General features: G+C 69.2%; 16 protein-coding genes. 6 read left to right on the forward strand and 10 right to left on the reverse strand.

The window, feature by feature from the left end; translation table 11 throughout:
• Nucleotides 1–7: 7 nt before the first annotated feature.
• From ACWD0F_RS00535 to ACWD0F_RS00570, 8 genes are all read right to left on the reverse strand, one after another.
• On the reverse strand, nt 8–1,294 hold the full coding sequence (locus ACWD0F_RS00535) for a hypothetical protein (protein WP_449871317.1): 1,287 nt from the start codon (nt 1,292–1,294) through the stop codon (nt 8–10).
• The gene (locus tag ACWD0F_RS00540; RefSeq protein ID WP_449871318.1) at nt 1,279–2,634 is read right to left on the reverse strand and encodes a sulfatase family protein; all 1,356 of its coding nucleotides are present in this window, start codon (nt 2,632–2,634) and stop codon (nt 1,279–1,281) included. Before ACWD0F_RS00540 ends, ACWD0F_RS00535 begins: the two co-directional genes overlap by 16 nt.
• The gene (locus ACWD0F_RS00545; RefSeq protein WP_449871320.1) at nt 2,618–3,487 is read right to left on the reverse strand and encodes a carbohydrate ABC transporter permease; all 870 of its coding nucleotides are present in this window, start codon (nt 3,485–3,487) and stop codon (nt 2,618–2,620) included. The genes ACWD0F_RS00540 and ACWD0F_RS00545 overlap by 17 nt, the downstream gene beginning before the upstream one ends.
• Nucleotides 3,484–4,419, reverse strand: coding sequence for a carbohydrate ABC transporter permease (locus tag ACWD0F_RS00550; protein WP_449871322.1), 936 nt, complete (start codon nt 4,417–4,419; stop codon nt 3,484–3,486). The genes ACWD0F_RS00545 and ACWD0F_RS00550 overlap by 4 nt, the downstream gene beginning before the upstream one ends.
• Nucleotides 4,416–5,939 carry an ABC transporter substrate-binding protein gene (locus ACWD0F_RS00555; RefSeq protein WP_449871324.1) on the reverse strand — a complete coding sequence of 508 codons (1,524 nt, stop codon included), beginning with the start codon at nt 5,937–5,939 and terminating at the stop codon, nt 4,416–4,418. The genes ACWD0F_RS00550 and ACWD0F_RS00555 overlap by 4 nt, the downstream gene beginning before the upstream one ends.
• A gap of 76 nt (nt 5,940–6,015) precedes the next feature.
• Nucleotides 6,016–7,056, reverse strand: coding sequence for a LacI family DNA-binding transcriptional regulator (locus tag ACWD0F_RS00560; RefSeq protein WP_449871326.1), 1,041 nt, complete (start codon nt 7,054–7,056; stop codon nt 6,016–6,018).
• A gap of 96 nt (nt 7,057–7,152) precedes the next feature.
• The gene (locus ACWD0F_RS00565; protein ID WP_449871328.1) at nt 7,153–7,278 is read right to left on the reverse strand and encodes a hypothetical protein; all 126 of its coding nucleotides are present in this window, start codon (nt 7,276–7,278) and stop codon (nt 7,153–7,155) included.
• 177 nt (nt 7,279–7,455) lie between these two features.
• Nucleotides 7,456–8,595, reverse strand: coding sequence for a hypothetical protein (locus tag ACWD0F_RS00570; protein WP_449871330.1), 1,140 nt, complete (start codon nt 8,593–8,595; stop codon nt 7,456–7,458).
• Between the two features lie 114 nt (nt 8,596–8,709).
• Between ACWD0F_RS00570 and ACWD0F_RS00575 the strand changes: the two genes are divergently transcribed.
• The gene (locus ACWD0F_RS00575) at nt 8,710–9,162 is read left to right on the forward strand and encodes an NUDIX hydrolase (protein ID WP_449871332.1); all 453 of its coding nucleotides are present in this window, start codon (nt 8,710–8,712) and stop codon (nt 9,160–9,162) included.
• Nucleotides 9,163–9,386: 224 nt separating this feature from the next.
• On the opposite strand, the gene ACWD0F_RS00580 is transcribed toward ACWD0F_RS00575, so the two are convergent.
• Both ACWD0F_RS00580 and ACWD0F_RS00585 read right to left on the reverse strand, forming a co-directional pair.
• Nucleotides 9,387–9,860: a pyridoxamine 5'-phosphate oxidase family protein gene (locus ACWD0F_RS00580; protein WP_449871334.1), complete on the reverse strand. Its 474-nt coding sequence runs from the start codon at nt 9,858–9,860 to the stop codon at nt 9,387–9,389.
• A gap of 17 nt (nt 9,861–9,877) precedes the next feature.
• Nucleotides 9,878–11,266: an MFS transporter gene (locus tag ACWD0F_RS00585; protein ID WP_449871336.1), complete on the reverse strand. Its 1,389-nt coding sequence runs from the start codon at nt 11,264–11,266 to the stop codon at nt 9,878–9,880.
• Between the two features lie 135 nt (nt 11,267–11,401).
• Here ACWD0F_RS00585 and ACWD0F_RS00590 point away from each other — a divergent pair, with 135 nt between their 5' ends.
• The 5 genes from ACWD0F_RS00590 (at nt 11,402) to ACWD0F_RS00610 (ending at nt 16,609) form a co-directional block, all read left to right on the forward strand.
• Nucleotides 11,402–11,896: a winged helix-turn-helix transcriptional regulator gene (locus tag ACWD0F_RS00590; protein WP_449871338.1), complete on the forward strand. Its 495-nt coding sequence runs from the start codon at nt 11,402–11,404 to the stop codon at nt 11,894–11,896.
• A gap of 178 nt (nt 11,897–12,074) precedes the next feature.
• A complete protein-coding gene (locus tag ACWD0F_RS00595; RefSeq protein ID WP_449871340.1) occupies nt 12,075–13,259 on the forward strand; it encodes a cytochrome P450 in 1,185 nt (394 codons plus the stop codon).
• 35 nt (nt 13,260–13,294) lie between these two features.
• Nucleotides 13,295–13,864 (forward strand): DUF4232 domain-containing protein, encoded by a 570-nt coding sequence (locus tag ACWD0F_RS00600; protein WP_449871342.1) that lies wholly within the window; start codon nt 13,295–13,297, stop codon nt 13,862–13,864.
• On the forward strand, nt 13,861–14,862 hold the full coding sequence (locus ACWD0F_RS00605; protein WP_449871344.1) for a hypothetical protein: 1,002 nt from the start codon (nt 13,861–13,863) through the stop codon (nt 14,860–14,862). Before ACWD0F_RS00600 ends, ACWD0F_RS00605 begins: the two co-directional genes overlap by 4 nt.
• A 196-nt stretch (nt 14,863–15,058) precedes the next feature.
• Nucleotides 15,059–16,609 (forward strand): pectate lyase family protein, encoded by a 1,551-nt coding sequence (locus tag ACWD0F_RS00610; RefSeq protein WP_449871346.1) that lies wholly within the window; start codon nt 15,059–15,061, stop codon nt 16,607–16,609.
• Nucleotides 16,610–16,685 lie beyond the last annotated feature (76 nt).

Genomic DNA, 16,685 nt, shown 5'->3' on the forward strand with positions numbered 1-16,685 from the left:
GTCCCGCTCACTGGGGACAGACGCTCAGCGACTGCTCGCCGAGGTCGGGGTTGTAGTAGTGGATCAGCTCCCGCTGGCGCAGGAAGGTGCCTCGGTAGACGCTGTCGTACGTCTCGGCCTTGTCCGGCAGCGCGTGCACGTAGAACGCGTAGATGATCGAGAACTGCTCGACCTCCTGCGCGCTCTGCTTCTGCTGCTTCGCCCAGCGCCGCAGCAGGTTGCACTGGTCTCCGCTGCCGAGCTGGGCGAACCGGTCGCTCTGGGAGGGCACCTCGAACCTCAGCACCGGGTGACCGCCCGGATCCTGCTGGTGCACGGCGCGGACGAAGTCCAGGTCCTCGGTGCGGATCGCCGGCTCCAGTCCGTCCGCCGCGGCCTCGGCGTTCTGCCGCCAGTCAGTGCCTTCGAGCACCTTGAACGACTTGGCGTGCCCCCACGCGCCGGTGGCGAGGGTGCGCGCCGGCCAGGTGGTGTCGTTGGTGATGAGCTTGCGCCAGCCGCCGTACGGGCAGGTCTGGTACGCCCCCGTGGCCGGATCCCAGGCGACCCCGCCCTGGATCTTCTGCACGACGCTCACCAGGTCCGCGTCCGCGAGCTTGAACGCCAGGTCGAGGAACATGAAGTCGTACAGGTTCGAGGTGTCGGCCTGGTTGATCCGGCAGGCCTGGTAGGTGATGTCCTGGACGCTGCGCGCCGGTTTCACGTCACCGTCCTCGTCACCGGCGGCGCCGACGACCACACCCAGTTCGATGCCCACGTCCTTGAGGCCCCGCAAGGCGCAGTACGGCGAGGTGATCGTGTACTGCGCGGGCGGCAGGCTCACCGGCAGGCACGCCTCGGCCGGCGCCGGCGGCACACCAGTGCTGCACGGGGCGCCCGGCACGATCGAGCAGTCGTTGCGGGCCTTGCCCGCGCGCAGGTACATCGGCGGCGTGAGCTGCGGGTTCGCGACGACATGCTCGATCATGTACTCGGCGAAAGTCCGCGAATCGCTGCCCTCGCCGGTGTCCGCGGGACAGACGGCGGTGGACTCCAGCGCGGGGTTGTGCGGGCAGAACCAGCCACCGTCCTGCTCCACGAGGAACGCGTCACCCATGTCCTTCAGCGGATCGTCCGACCGGGTCTGGGCAACGACCGCCGAAACATCCTCCGACCGGGTCTGGGCAACGACCGCCGTGCCGGCGTCCGACCGGATCTGGGCGGCGGACGCCGGGCCGGCGCTCGCCGGTGCCAGGGCGACGGTGAGCAGCAGCGCCACGAGCGCGACCGCGACCGGCCTTAACTGTCTAGACATTGAAGACTTTCCTCCCATGACGGCATATTCAGCAGCCGTGCCAGCCTGTTGACCTCGTCGGGGTACTGATCGGCCACGTCCGTCAGCTCGTTCGGATCGGCGCCGTGGTCGTACAGCAGGTGTGTTTCGCCGGTGCGGACGAGCTTGAAGCGTCCGTCGTCGACCGCGCGCCAGCCGTCCAGCCCGCACCGCACGTGCGGCCGGTGCGCCTCGGCCGTACCCCGCAGGATCGGCCGGAGCGAGCGGCCGTCCATGCCGGGCAGCGGGCCGGCGCCGGCGCAGTCGAGGAACGTCGCCGTCAGGTCCTGCAGCGCGACCAGTGCGTCGCTGGTCACGCCGGCGCGCACGCCGGGACCCGCGGCCACCATCGGCACCCCCATCGACGGGTGGTGCCACGTGCTCTTCGACCAGCGGCCGAGGTCGCCGAGCATCTCGCCGTGGTCGCTGCTGTAGACGACGAGCGTGCGCTCCAGCTCGCCGCGGGCGGCGACGGCGGCGAGCAGCCGCCCGATGTGCCGGTCGATGTTCTCCAGCATCGCGGCGTAGTTGCGGCGTACCCGCTGATGGGTGTCGGCGTCGAAGTCCTGGCCGGCGACGGGCGGCGGAAACGTCACGTCCCGCCAGCGGTCCTGCATCTCGGTCGTGACGTCCATCGGGTTGTGCGGGCCGGTGAAGTTGACCGCCAGATACCAAGGCCGCTCGCGCTCGAACCCGTCCAGCACGTCGAGCGCGTTCTGTGCGACCCAGTTGTCGCAGTACGCCTCTTCGGGCAGCGGGGTGGGCCGGGTGTTGGTGTAGCTGGGCAGCTTGCCGTGCCGGGCGGCGAAGTCGGCGACGTGGGTGGCGGCGAGACCCTCACGGTGCAGATACGCCATGTACGGTCCGGCCGGCCGCTCGGCGCCGCTGCTCACCGCGTCGATCTTGCCTTCGTTGTCGACGCCGTCGGTGAACCCCCACTCGGGAAGCAGCCGCCGGCCGTCCAGCCCCCAGTCCTGGGTCGCCTTGTGCAGGTCGAACTTGCCGGCTCCGCCGACGCGGTACCCGGTCTCCCGGAGCCGCTGGTACAACGTCTCCTGGTCGAGCGGGTAGTTCGCCTGGTTGTTCGGCACACCGCAGGCGTCGTAGTCCCGCCCGGAGGCGAGACAGGCGCGCGCCGGCGCGCAGATCGGCGACGGTGTCACCGCGTTGACGAACTGGACTCCGCGCGCCATCAGCCCGGCCAGGTGCGGCATGCGCAGGGGCAGGTCCGGGGCGTTCGGGAGCCAGTCGTGCCGGTGCTGGTCCGGGAAGAGCAGCAGGATGTTCGGCCGCTCCGCTATCGGGTCATTCCTTGACGGCACCGGCGACGCCCTCCACGAAGTAACGCTGTAGGAACAGGAAAAGCAGCACGATCGGGAGCAGGCCGATGGTCGCGGCGGCCATCATGCCCGACCAGTCGGTGAACTCCTCGCCCTGGAACGCGTACATGCCGACGGAGAGCGTGCGCAGCTCAGGACGGGTCAGCGTGAGCACGAGCGGAAGCAGGAAGTCGTTCCAGGCGTGCATGAACTGCAGGATGACCGCGACCGCGACCACGGGTTTGGCCAGCGGCAGATACACCCGCCAGAAGATGCGGACGAAGCCCGCGCCGTCCATCGCCGCGGCCTCGCCCAGCTCCTTCGGCAGCCGGCTGAAGTATCCGGCGAACAACAGGGTCGACACCACGTGCGCGCCGCCGGATTCGGCGAGCGTCAGGCCCCACAACGACCCATCGAGGTGCAGCTTGGCGATGAGGTCGGCCACCGGGATGATCGTGTAGCCCTCGGGCAGGAAGATCACGACGGCGAAGACCGCGATCACGACAGGCTTGCCAGGAAACCGGAATCGGCCCAGGACGTAGCCCGTCATCGCCACGACGGTCACGGTGATGACGATGGACACGCCCGTGACGAAGACGGTGTTGAGGAAGTACTCCCCCATCCGCGCGTCACGCCACGCCCGGACGTAGTTCTCCAGGTGCAGCACGCTGGAGAAGACGCCGAGGCCGTCGAAGACCTCGGCGTTGGCCTTCAGCGACGCGCCGACCATCCAGATCAGCGGATAGATCCAGACCAGGCAGACCGCGAGGAGCACGGCCGAGACCACGACCAGCCGGATCCGGTGGGTGTGGCGCCGCGCCCGCACCGACCCGATCCCGTGTCGCCGGCCCGTCACGCCGTCCTCGCCACGGCGAGGTGCGTCCGGGTCTGCGCCACTTTGCGGCCGGCCCAGAGCTGAAGCAAGGCGATGAGCATCACGCAGAGCCCGAACAGGCAGCCGGCGGCCGAGGCGTATCCCAGGCGCGGCACGCCGCCCTGCCCCGGCGCGAACGCGGTCTGGTAGATGTAGACCTCCACCGTCTGGCTGGCGAAGTACGGGCCGCCCGCGGTCATCGTCTGCACGACGCCGAACGTGTGCAGCACGCTGTTCGCGGACAGCAGCGTGATGATCGCCGCGAACGGCAGCAGGATCGGCAGGGTGATGTGCCGCAACACCTGCCACCGCCCGGCGCCGTCCACCGCCGCCGCCTCGTAGTACGCGCGCGGAACGGTCTGCAGCGCGGCGAGCCAGTAGATCATCGTGATGCCGAAGTTCTTCCAGATCTCGACGGCCATCACCGACCAGAGCGACGTGCCCGGCTCGCCGAGGAAGTCGATCGGCTGGTCGATGAGGTGCACCGCCATCAGCGCCTCGTTGATCGGACCGTTGAACGGGCTGTACATCAGTGACATGACCACGCCGACGATGGCGGCGGTGGTGACGACGGGCAGGAAGAACATCGTCCGGAACACCGGGCCGAGCTTCAGCGCCTGGTTGTTGAGCACGATCGCCGCCAGCAGCGCCAGCGTGAGCCGGATCGGCACCGCCACGAGCACGAAGAGGAACGAACGCCCGAACGCGTCCCAGAACATTTCGTCGCGCAGCACCTCCCCGTAGTTGGCGAACCCGACGAAGTGCGCCGAGTCACTGAAGCCAGACCAGTCCAGGAACGAGAAATACCAGGACATGACCGTCGGGTAGAGCGTGAACATGAGCGTCAGCAGACCCGACGGCACCATGAACAGGTAGAGCCACCGGTGCTGCCAGAGCCTGCCGCCGATCGTCACGCCGGTTGCCGGTAGTCGGCCTCGGTGTAGTCCTGCGCCGGATCCCAGTTGGCGAACTTCCAGTCGTCGCGGGACACGTCGGTGCCCTGGCTCTTCGCCTTGGCGATCGCCTGGTCGAGCGCCTTGTCCGACCGGTCGCTCAGGTCGCGCAGCGCCTTACGGGCGTCGGTGAGCTGTCCGGTCAGGATGCCCTGCACCACCTGGGCGAGGTTGGGCTTCGGCGGGGTGAACGCCACCTGGACATGCTCGTTGTCCGGGTTGCGCACCAGCGGGCTCGGCGCCAGGCGTACCGTTTCGTCGAAGATCTTGAGGGCTGCCCGGTTGGGGGCGTCGAGGGCGTCGGAGGCGAGGATGGCCTTCATCGCCTGCGGCGACCAGGCCGGGTCGGCGGCGCCGGTCAGCCGGTTCCAGGCCAGCTGGCCGGATTCCGTGCCGAGGTGGTAGAGCATGTCGCCGGCGATCGCCTTCTGGTCGGCGCCGGCGTTCGCGTGCACGGCGAACTGGTTGCTGCCGCCGACGGCGTACGCGGCGTGGCCGCCGTCGGGTCCCGGCAGGCGCGAGACGCCGTACTTGAAGGCCGGGTTCTGCTCCTTCCAGACCGGGAAGTTCCACGGCCCGGACAGGGTCATCCCGGCGGCGCCCTGGGCCATCCGGGCCCTGGCCTGCTCGTCCTTGAGTGCGGCGAACCCCGGGAACAGGCTGCCGTCGGCCTTGATCGCCAGGAGCAGCTCCACCAGCGCCACCACGCCGTCGTCGTGGTAGTTGAACTCGCCCGTCCGCCAGTCGATGCCGTTGTCCGCGAGGCGCACACCGGCGAGCTGGGCGAGATTGACCACGACGCCCCCGAACACCTGCGGGAGGATCAGGCCGAAGTACTTGCCGTTGCCCTGCTGGGTGACCTTCTTCGCGGCAGCCCGGAACTCCTCCCAGGTGAACGGCTTGGCCGCCGGATCGTAGCCGGCCTTCTGGAGATACTCGGTGTTGTGGAGCAGCAGGGTGCTGCGCCGGTCGCTGCTCGGCGTGATCGCGTACGTCTTGCCGCCGAAGACCTGAACGCCCGGGGTGAGCGTGCCGAAGGGAAAGGCCTTCTTCCATTCGGCGAAGTTCGGGATGACGTCGTCGAGGGCCGCGAGCCGGCCACCGGCCACCAGCTCGGAGATCGGGACGTCGATGACGAGGAAGACGTCGGCGACGTCGCCACCGCGCAACTGGATCGGCAGCACTTCGGCGATCTTGTTGTTGGGCAGCTCGTCGTACTGCACCGAGATGTTCGGGTGCTTGTTCTTGTAGGCGGCGATGAAGTCGTTGAAGAAGTACGTCTTGGGGCCGGGCCCGCCGTTGAGCCAGCGGACGGTCGTCGCGCCGGTGGGCAACTTCGCGCCCGTCTCGGGGAGGTCGAAGGGAAGCGCGGTCGGCTTCGGACTCGATCCGCCACTCGATGTGGACACGCTGCAGGCACTGAGGGCGACGCCCGCGCCGAGGCCGCCGAGGCCCTTGAAGAGTTGCCGCCGTGAGATCACCGGTCGTGCCCCTAGCTCATGTTATCGTTACCAAAACCTATCAAGCCAGTAGGTTAGATCGGTTGTGTAGGTCACGTCAAGGCCGGGTCCTCGGCCGCAGTTCCCCGGAACCTCGCGCGATGAGGACGGCACCCAGGGTGGTGCGCTCGATCGGGCGCTCGTCACCCCCGAGCCGCGCGAAGAGGATCTCCGCAGCCCGGCGCCCCATCTCCCCCGGATCCGGAGCCACCACCGTGATCGGCGGGTCGAAGACGTCGGCCAGCTCGAAGTCGTCGAAGCCCACCAGCGCGACCCCGCCGAGCCCGGTCCCCAGCACCCGCAGCGCCCCCACGGTCATCCGGTTGTTCATGGCGAACAACGCCGTCGGCGGGTCCGGCAGGGCGAGCAGGTCACGGACCGCCGTCGCCGCCTCGTTCACCCCGGCGCAACGGAGCCGGACCAGGTCCGGGTCGTATCCGATGCCGGCCGAGGCCAGCCCGCGCCGGTAGCCCTCGATGCGGCCGAGCCGATGGTCGGCGTTCGGGTCGTCGCCGGACTCGGCCTGGCCGTACCCCACCAGCCCGATCCGCCGATGTCCGTGATCGAACAGGTGCAGCACCGCGCGCATCGCCGCACCGACGTTGTCCACCCCGACCGAGTCGGTGTCCACCCCGCCCGGCCGGCGCCCCAGCAGCACGACCGGGCGCTTGTCCAGCAGCTCCTCGGACAGGTAGCCGTGATCGCCGGCCGCCGGATACATGAGCAGGCCGTCGAGGCCGCGCTCCAGCAACGTCGTGACGACCCGGCGCTCGCGGGCCAGGTCGCTGCCGTAGCTCGCGACCACGAGCAGCGCGTCATGCCGCTCGGCCACCTGCTCGACCTCCCGGCTCAGGCTCGCGTAGAACGGGTTGGCGACGTCGTCCACGACCAGGCCGATCATCGTGGTGGTGCGTCCCTGCCGCAGGTTGCGCGCGCTCTGGTTGAGCCGGAAACCGATCTGCTCCATGACCTCACGGACCCGGTCCGCGGTCTCAGGCGCCACCAGCGGGCTGCGGTTGAGCACCCGGGAAACGGTCATCGCACTCACGCCCGCCGCGCTGGCCACGTCGCGGACGGTGGGCCGGCTTCGATTCGTCACACCTGGTAACGTTAACAGAATCGATCGCCGTCGAAGATCAACAATACGCGGGTCCCGCTTGCGGTGGCTGCAGGGAATCTGCGGCTGCCCTGCGGTTCAACGGTCGGAGAAGTCGGTCGCCCAGTCCGAGACCGGATCGGTCACGGTCTCGCTGTACGTGCCGAGCACCCGGTTCTTACGTTCCTCTTCGAGGCCCTGGCCGAAGCGGTCCTCCACGGTCATCGCAGCAGCTCCGTCTCTGACGTTCCACGTTCATCCGATACGTCCGAGAGCCGCCGCTGGACTACTCCGAACCCGTCTGGGCTCTTCAAGAAGCGGCTCACCGTCGCAAGCCGGCGCGGCCCTGGGACGGTATCGCCGTCGCGGCCGGGGGGGCTCACCCCCCCGGCCGATTGGGGATCAGTCGACGGCGGGGCCGGCGATGGGCGTGTAGCCACCGAACTGGCTGCTCGGCTGGCCGTTGACGTAGGGCCGGAAGTTGCTCGCCAGCGCGCCGGAGGTCAGGCGAGCCAGCAGGGTCTGGTCGTACGGGCCGCCGTTGGGGGCGGTGGCGAAGGCCGCGGGATTGCCGGTCACCTCGCCGTCGACGCGCTCGTAACCGACGACGCGGTCACGCCGGTAGGCATAGACGGCGTTGTCCGGACCCCGGACGTACAGGAAGTTGGTGGCGAGGGCGATGTCGCTGGTCGCGGTGAGGCCGTCCAGCGGCTGCCAGGTGGCGCCGGTGGTGACGAGATTCATGGTCCACACCCGGTTGTCCTCGCCCCGGGCCGCGATCTCGTAGGCGTTGATGCCGAAATCGTCACGGATGGCGATGTTGCTGGTGACCCGCAGGTCGCCGATCGGCTGGAAGGCGGTGGCGGTGTTCGCGCTCACATTGCTGAAGTAGACGCGGTTGTCGCTGCCCCGGACGAAGATGCGCACGTTGAAGGGGAGAGTGAAGAATCCGCGGCTGGCGGTGATGTCGCTGGTGGCGAAGCCGCCGAGGCTGCGCCAGCCCACCCAGGCGCCGTTGCGGCGGACGTTCGTCCACACCGCGCCGTCGGCGCCTCGGGCGAAGAGCTTGACGCTGGCGGGCGGCTCGTCGAAGGCGACGATCGCCTCGACCTCGCCGGTCACGGTCAGGCCGGGCACCGTGGAGTAGCCGGTGACCACGCCGGACGGGGTGATGGTGTTGGTGTAGACCTGGTCATCGGTGCCGCGGACGTAGAACTCGGTGCCGGAAGAGGTCACCACGACGTTCGGGTCGCCGATGATCACTCCTCCCAGCGACTGGAACGGGCCGAAGGCGCCACCCGAAAGCGTGCTGTACAGCAGCGAGCCGTCCGCGCCGCGCGCCGCTACTCCCTTCGCCGACCGGGTGAGGTTGTAGTCGTGGGCCACCCGCGGAGTGCTCAGGTTGGGCAGGTCGGCGGCGTAGGCGGGCGGAGGAGGGCCGGCCGCCGCAGCGGGAGAGCCGAAGGCCAGCAGGCCCACCGCGGTTGCCAGGGCAACACCCGTGGCGAGCGGCCGGCGTAGCCAGTGGCGTAACTGCTTCATCGCAGAGTCCCTTCAGTAACTTGGCTGAGCGGACTCTGATTCGTCGGCATCCCACGAACGGATCAAAAAAGTTTCGACGCCGGCCACCGTCGCCCGTGGGTAGGCTCGGGCGTCGTGCACAATGACGTACGTTCCCGCACCTCGGCGTACGCGATCGCCACCGCCGCGGGCCACCTGCTGCTGACGCGCCTCTCCGAGGCGTCCACGATCTTCCCGCCCGGGTTGTGGCACCTGCCGGGCGGCGGCATCGACCCGGGAGAGCAACCGCGCGAGGCGCTCACGCGCGAGCTGCGCGAGGAGACCGGCCTGGAGCTGCGTGAGTCCCGCCTGGTCGACGCGCGCACCTACACCGCGCACCGGCTGGGCGTGAGCTGGCACCTGGTGGGCCTGTTCTACGTCGTCGACGTCAGCACCGGTCCCGTGACGGTCACCAAGACCGACGACTCCACCTCCGACGTCGCGTGGATGCCCATGAGCGGGCTGGACGACACGATCCTGTCCCCGGCGGCGATCGACGGCCTGGCGCTCGTCCGTTCTTTCCGGGACAGCGCCAGGAGGGAATTCTGAGTACGCGGTCGATTGTCGCGGATCGCTCGTTGCCTGGAGATATCCGATGCGCAGCTCTCGTGGCGCTGAGCAGAAGAGAAGGCGAAAAGGCGACAACCGTTCTGCTGGACCATCTATCCGATCCCGATGCGACGGTCGCAGCCGGCCTCCGCGTCATCGGACAGGCCACCGCCGCCCTGTCCCGGATTCGGGAACAGGACGGCTCGGCGGCGTCTCCAGGTCGTTCAGCGTTTCCAGATTCTGCTGTGCAGATCGCCACCCCTGATCACCTGCACGCGCCACGGCTCCAGCCGCAACACGTGCAGTTTCGGGTCGCCCGGGTCGCGCCAGAAGTCGCCCAGGTTGTAGCCGGCCCCCTTCGGGCTCGTACGCCGGTAGAGGTCCCACACGTGGCGCTTGGTCTCCAGGTCGTCGGCCCAGGTGGCGACGGTGTCGACGCTCACCGCGTTCTGCCGCGGCGTCCAGTAGGAGAACGTGCTGTGCGGGTTGCCCGCCAGGTGGGCGGCCTTGACCGGCGTCTTGTAGGTGGCGAGCCAGCCCAGCGGCCGGCCGTCGACGTTCTCCCAGACGGGGATCAGCACGCGTGCGCGGGGTCGTCCCTTCTGGTCGACTGTGGTCATGGTCGCGTACACGATGTCGCCGATGTAGGCGTCGAACTGATCCTTGATCTCGGCGAACGACGTCACGTGGTCGGTCAACGTTCTCTCCCTGCTGCTCAAACGGTGACGGGGGCAGGCTCTTGGGCCGGTTCGGGGGAGGCGGCGGAGGTGCGCAGGCCGAAGGCCATGACGACCGCGCCGAGCAGCGCCGCCGCCAGCGGGACCACCAGGGCGGTCCGCAGCGCGTCCAGACCGGTGCCGGCGGAGACGCTGACCGCGGTGACGGCCGACAACCCGAGCGCCATGCCGAACTGCATGGCCGTGTAGAGCAGACCGCCCGCCAGGCCGTGCTCCTCCTCCTCGACACCCTCGGTCGCGGCCATGGTCAGCGGGCCGTACGCCAGCGCGAAAGCCAGACCGAGCAGGAGAAACGCCGGGAGCATGGCGGTGTAGACCCAGTCCATGCCGACGGGCAGGAACAACGCGTACCCGACCACCGCGAGCACGATGCCGCCGAACAGGACCCGCGCGTTTCCGAAGCGGTTGACCAGGCGTGGCGTCAGCGTGGGCGCGAGCACCGTGTCGATCCCGGTCACCAGCATGGCCAGGCCGGTCTGCATCGTGCTCCAGCCGCGCACCTCCTGGAAGTACAGGGTGGCCACGAACTGGAACCCGGCGAACGCCGCCATGAACAGCAGCGCCGCCACGTTGACGCGCACGAGCGACGCCCTGCGCAGGATGCCCAGCCGCACCAGCGGCGACGACGACCGCCGCTCGATCGCGACGAACAGCCCGAGCAGCGCCAGCCCCGCGACGAACGTCGCGACGGTCAGGAGGGGCCCGTCACCGGGGTGCTCCAGCCGGACCACGCCGTACACCAGGAGCAACATGGCACCGGTGATGGACAACGATCCGGCCAGGTCGAAGCCGCCCCGAGCCCGCTTGCCGCCGGTGTCGCGCAGCAGGACCAGCGCCGCCACCAGGATCAGCGCGGACAGGATGACCGGCGCGAAGAACACCCACCGCCAGCCGAACGAGGTGAGCACGCCGCCCGCGACCAGCCCGAGCGAGAACCCGCCCGCCGCCGTCCCCGCGTAGACGCCCAGCGCCTTGGTGCGCAGGCGGCCCTCGGGGAAGGTGGAGGTGACCAGCGCCAGCCCGGCCGGCGCCATGAACGCGGCCGCCACTCCCGTGACGAACCGCGCGGCCAGCAACATCCAGCCTTCGGTGGCGAACCCGCCGAGCCCGGAGAAGAGCAGGAAGACACTCAGCCACAACACGAACATCCGCCGGTGGCCCAGCAGGTCGGCGGCACGGCCGCCCAGCAACATGAACCCGCCGTAGCCGAGCACGTAGGCGCTGACCACACCGCTCAGCATTCCGGTGGACAAGCCCAGGTCGGCGCGGATCGACGGCAGCGCCACGTTCAGCATCGCCACGTCGATCCCCTCCAGGAAGATCGCGCCGCACAACACCAGCAACACGCCCCAGGCACGCCCTGTCATGCGTGCGGGCGCGCTGACGGAATTCGACATCGGAGTCCAGCCCCTCTGCATCGGGGAACCCGCCCGGAGACGGTTACCAAATGCCCCTTAGTTCCTTCTTGTAAGTAACAGCATCGTCAGGCACTCTTGATGACCATGGAAGACGGCACTTTGCAGTCCCTCGGTTACTGCGGTGATACCGGCATTGACGACGACGTTCTCCAGTGGGACCAGCGCGCGGGGTGTGAGGTGCGGCACATTCTCGACCGCATCGCCGACAAGTGGTCGCTTCTGGTCATCGCGCTGCTCGACAAGCGGAGCCTGCGCTTCAGCGAGCTGAGCCGCGCGATCGATGGGGTCAGCCAGCGCATGCTGACCCGTACGCTGCGGCATCTGGAACGCGACGGGCTGGTGAGCCGGACCGTGCACCCCACCGTCCCGCCACGGGTGGACTACGAGCTGACCCCGATGGGCGCGACCCTGCACAGCACCATCAGCGCCCTGGTCGTCTGGACCGAGGAGCACCAGAACGCCATCGCGGCCGCTCGCGCCGCCTACGACAGGAGAGTGGTGGCCGAACAGGAGACCGCGGAACGCCTGGAGGCCGAACGCCAGGCCGTCGCCCACCTGGCCCTGTCAGGCAGGGGCTGACGCGCGGTGACGCACCTGCGCGAGCTCGCCGGCGACGGAGTGCTGACCCTGCTCACCGCGACCAGGCAGGCGGAGATCAGCGAGGCAGCCGTGCTCGCCGAAATACTCCGGCAGTGACCGGAGCCAAGGATGTTCTGGGGTCTGTTCGGCATCCCCCGCACTGGTTACCGTCACATTCATGGCCGATTTCGAGCAATACCCGTACGGGCCAGGCCCACAAGGGGCTCTGGCCGACGCGTACGCCGTGCGCCGGGACAGGGACCCGCTGGGCAAGGTGCTGCTGCCCAGCGGCTGCACGGCATACCTCACCACGACGTACGCGGACACGCTCGCCGCGCTGAGCGACCCGCGTTTCGGCAAGGATCTCAGCCATCCGGGCTCGCCCAGGATGTTCAGCGGGTTCTCGCTCCTGGAGACGCCGGGGATGTTGTCCAGCATGGACCCGCCCGAGCACACCAGGTTGCGCAGGCTGCTCTCCGGGGTGTTCACGCCGCGCCAGGTCAACGCGTGGCGGCCCAGGCTGCGCACCCTCACCGCCGAGCTGATCGACGCCCTGCCCGCCGAGTTCGACTTCGTGCACGACTTCGCCTTCCCGCTGCCCGTACAGGTCATCTGCGACGTCATGGGCGTGCCGGGCATCGACACCGGGAAGGTCCGGGCCTGGTCGGACGCCATGCTCTCCACCTCCAGCCTGTCTGAGGAGGAGCAACTGGGCGCGGCCACGGAGTTCGGCGCGTACATCGCCGAGGTGATCGCCGAGCACCGCGACAAGCCGGGCGACGGCCTGCTGGCCACGATGATCCGCGCCCGCGACGGCGAGGACCGGCTGAGCGAGGATGAGCTGGTGACCAACACGCTCGTCCTGTTCCTCGCCGGGCACGAGACGACCGGGACGGCGCTGTCCAGGTCGATCCTGCGACTGCTCGACCCGCGTGCGGGATACGAGCGGCTGGCCGGCGAGCCCGAGCTGATCGAGAGCACGGTGGAGGAACTGCTCAGGCTGGAGCTGATCGGGGACAGCCCGTTCGTGCGGGTGGCCAGGGAGGACGTCGAGCTGCCTTCGGGCACCGTGTGCAAGGGCGAGGCCGTGATCGCCTCCGTCTCCGCGGCCAACCTCGACCCGTCGGCCTTCCCGGACCCGGACGTGTTACGGCCGGAGCGGCAGGCCGCGCACCTGACCTTCGGGCGCGGGACGCACTTCTGCCTGGGCGCGAACCTGGCGCGGATGGAGTTGCAGGAGATCCTGCGGGTGCTGGTCACGCGCCAGCCGAACCTCAGGCTGGCCGGACGGGCCGAGGACGTGCCGTGGACCGAGGGCAACCTGGCCGTCAGGCCGGTGCAGCTGATCGTCCGCAAGGAGTGATCGCTCAGCTCAGGTAGTCCGGCAAAATGGGGCCGATGACCGTCATGTCCGCCGTCCGGGCGTTCTCCCTTGTCGTGCTCTGCCTAGCCGGCTGCGGCGTGGGCGCGCCGGCCGGCCCGCAGCACCCCACGCCCGCGCCGCGGCCGACGTCGCGGTCCCCTTCCCCGCCGTCCTGTCCCGCTTCGGGAACGTCCTTGACCACCGAGGAGCCGAACGCCGCCATGGGGCTCCGCGTCCAGGCCGTGATCCTCACCAACTGCGGCGACAAGGTACGCAGCGTCCACGGCTACCCCCTCGTCCGCCTCCTGGACGAGTCCGGCGAGCCACTCGACATCAAGATCGACAGAGGTGCGCAACGGGTCACGACCGCGGTCAAAGACCCTGGTTCGAGCACCGTGTCCCTCCGTCCAGGCCGCTCCGCCCGCTTCGCCCTGGTGTGGCGGAACACGTACGGTGGCACCACTCACCCACCCGTGCTCGGCACCACCGTCGTGGTCGACGGCCACCGCGTCCACGGCCACTTCGACCTCGGCTCGACCGGCCGCCTCGGCGTCACCGCTTGGCAGGCGGCGGAAACCGGCGAAGGGCACAATACGGGGTCATGATCCTCAATCTCGTCCTCGCGCTGTCGCTGGTGGTGAGTCCTGCCCCGAAGTGGGACAAGACCTCATCCGACAGCCCTGCCTTCCTGACGAAAGATCACGAGATCGACGGCGGCCTGGCCATCGCTCTCGACTGGGAGAAACGTGCCGTCTGGCGCATGATGCGCTGGACCGGCCGGACGTGGCGCACCATGGCCACCCCGGCCGCCTTCACGCAGGCGAAGAACGCCGAGATCAGCCGCTCATGGGCGTTCGCCGGCAAAGGCGAAGGCGGCGCGATACACGCCTGGCGGATTTCCGGGACACGTTGGCGAGATCACCCGATTCGGTCGGCAGGCCGGTTGGTGGACGCGGCCGTGGCCGCCCAGGACGAGGTGTGGGTCGCGGGCGCGGGCAAGCGGGTCTGGCGCTGGGACGGCGCGACGTGGCACCGGCAGGACACGCCTCGCGCCGTCGCCCAGCTGCTCGCGGCGGGCAGTGCCGGCATCTGGGCGTTGAGCAGCGATCGCCGTACCCCCATGCACTGGGACGGCGGTCAGTGGAGGGAGACAGCGCTCCCCGGCGACACGCTGCCGCCTACCCCCAAGGGCGGCATCTCCGGAGCCTGCGGCACCACATGGACCGAACCAGCCGTGGAGATCACCGACTGGGCCGCCGGCGCCACCGGAGACGTCTGGGCCACGGCCGAGATCCGCTCGCACGCCGCCAAGTGCGCGGGTCATGTGTACAGCACGCTCAAGACTCTCGCTCTGCGCTGGGACGGCGAGCATTGGTCGCAGGTGGATCTGCCGGTCAAGCCGGACCGGCTGGAACACGTGGCCATCGACACCTCCGGCGCCGTGTGGTTCGGCTCCGACGACCAGCCCGAGCTGGTGTTCCGCGCGGGCGCGTGGCAGCGGATCAAGGTGCCGCGCGGGTTCGGGTTGTTGCAGGAGATCGGCCCTGCGGCAGACGGACGCGGCATCTGGGTGTGGGCCGACAGGATCCACCGCCTGTCCTAGCCGGGGCCCAGTTACCGCAAGGAGCGGGCGTTCGCGGCGACATGAAAGTTTCAGGTCGCATTGACACGCGGAAAGCGCTTTCCTACGGTGTCGGGTGTCCGCCGACACAGATGTGTGCACGCAAGTGACCGCATCGACCGCGCGAAGAAGGCGGAGCAGAACGACCCGGCATTCGACGTACGAAGGTGGGACGAGGATGAGACGAGCAGTCGCGTTGCGGCTCAAGGCGGCACTGGCCGCGGTGGCCACGACGGCCGCGGTCGGTGTGGCCTTGCCGGTGTTCCAGGCGTCGGCGGCGGCCGGCAGCGCCACCGGCTACGCGACCGGCAACGGCGGCACCACCGGCGGTGCGGGCGGGCAGACGGTGCGGGCCACCACGGGGACCGCGATCCACGCGGCCCTGTGCGGCCGGGCCAGCAGCAGCACCCCGATCACCATCGAGGTCGAGGGGACCATCAACCACGGCAACACCACCAAGGTGTCGGGCGGAAGCTGCAACACCGCCGCCGGTGTGATCGAACTCAAGCAGATCAGCAACGTCACGATCATCGGAGTCGGCGGCGGGGCCGTCTTCGACCAGCTGGGCATTCACATCCGCGAGGCCGGCAACATCATCATCCAGAACGTGACCGTCCGTAACGTCAAGAAGTCGGGCTCGCCGACGTCCAACGGCGGCGACGCCATCGGCATGGAGAGCGGCGTCCGCAACGTGTGGGCCGATCACCTCACCCTGGAGGCTTCGGGCGGCGAGTCGGAGGGCTTCGACGGCCTCTTCGACATGAAGGACGACACCCAGTACGTGACGCTGTCCTACAGCATCCTGCGCAATTCCGGGCGCGGCGGGCTCATCGGGTCCAGCGAGAGCGACCGTTCGAACGGCTTCGTCACCTTCCACCACAACCTGTACGAGAACATCGACTCCCGCACGCCCCTGTTGCGTGGCGGCATCGCCCACATCTACAACAACCACTATGTGAGCCTGCACGAGTCCGGCATCAACTCCCGGGCCGGCGCCCGCGCCAAGGTGGACAACAACTACTTCGAGGACTCCAAGGACGTCCTCGGCACCTTCTACACCAGCGAGGCCGGCTACTGGCAGGTCGCCGGCAACGTCTTCGACAACGTGACCTGGTCGGCCCCCGGCAGCGACAACGCCCCCGCCGGACCCAACCCGCAGTCCAACACCACCGTCAGCATTCCGTACTCCTACAGCCTCGACGGGGCGACCTGCGTGCCGGCCCTCGTCCGGCAGACGGCCGGCGCCAACAAGGGCCTGCAGGTGTCGAACGGCAGTTGCACGCCCCAGACACCGACGGCGTCACCCACGCCGACGGTGACACCGACCGTCAGCCCCACGCCGACGACCACCCCTACGCCCGGCGGGCCCAACCTCAGCATCGGGGCCGGCTCCGACGGCTCCAGCAAGGCCGACGGGACGAGCTACGGCAACGTGCGCGACGGCAACCTGAGCACCTACTGGTCGCCCGCCGGCGCGACCGGTGACATCTCGATCAAGTGGAGCTCCGCCACGACGCTCTCCCGGGTCGTCATCCGTGAGCCGTCAGGCTCCGCGGGCACCATCGGCTCCTGGCAGCTCGTCAACGCCGGCAACGGCGCCGTCCTGAAGTCCGGCAGCGGGGCGGGCACCATCACCTTCACCTCGACCGCACTGAGCAAGATCACCTTCAGGATCACCGGCTCGACCGGCGCGCCGAAGGTCGCCGAGTTCGAGACCTACGCCGCGTAGCGGACCGATCCCACCTCCGAACAGGGCGGGGGCCGTCAGAGCGACGGCCCCCGCCTCTCTGCCCGGACGCGTGTCG

This window comes from Nonomuraea sp. NPDC002799 (assembly GCF_053592075.1).

What these genes read in the sequence shown, in the direction of transcription:
- ACWD0F_RS00535 (WP_449871317.1), bottom strand. Translation starts at nt 1,294, where the DNA reads ATGTCTAGACAGTTAAGGCCGGTCGCGGTCGCGCTCGTGGCGCTGCTG.
- ACWD0F_RS00565 (WP_449871328.1), bottom strand. Translation starts at nt 7,278, where the DNA reads ATGACCGTGGAGGACCGCTTCGGCCAGGGCCTCGAAGAGGAACGTAAG.
- ACWD0F_RS00570 (WP_449871330.1), bottom strand. Translation starts at nt 8,595, where the DNA reads ATGAAGCAGTTACGCCACTGGCTACGCCGGCCGCTCGCCACGGGTGTT.
- ACWD0F_RS00585 (WP_449871336.1), bottom strand. Translation starts at nt 11,266, where the DNA reads ATGACAGGGCGTGCCTGGGGCGTGTTGCTGGTGTTGTGCGGCGCGATC.
- ACWD0F_RS00590 (WP_449871338.1), top strand. Translation starts at nt 11,402, where the DNA reads ATGGAAGACGGCACTTTGCAGTCCCTCGGTTACTGCGGTGATACCGGC.
- ACWD0F_RS00595 (WP_449871340.1), top strand. Translation starts at nt 12,075, where the DNA reads ATGGCCGATTTCGAGCAATACCCGTACGGGCCAGGCCCACAAGGGGCT.
- ACWD0F_RS00600 (WP_449871342.1), top strand. Translation starts at nt 13,295, where the DNA reads ATGACCGTCATGTCCGCCGTCCGGGCGTTCTCCCTTGTCGTGCTCTGC.
- ACWD0F_RS00605 (WP_449871344.1), top strand. Translation starts at nt 13,861, where the DNA reads ATGATCCTCAATCTCGTCCTCGCGCTGTCGCTGGTGGTGAGTCCTGCC.
- ACWD0F_RS00610 (WP_449871346.1), top strand. Translation starts at nt 15,059, where the DNA reads ATGAGACGAGCAGTCGCGTTGCGGCTCAAGGCGGCACTGGCCGCGGTG.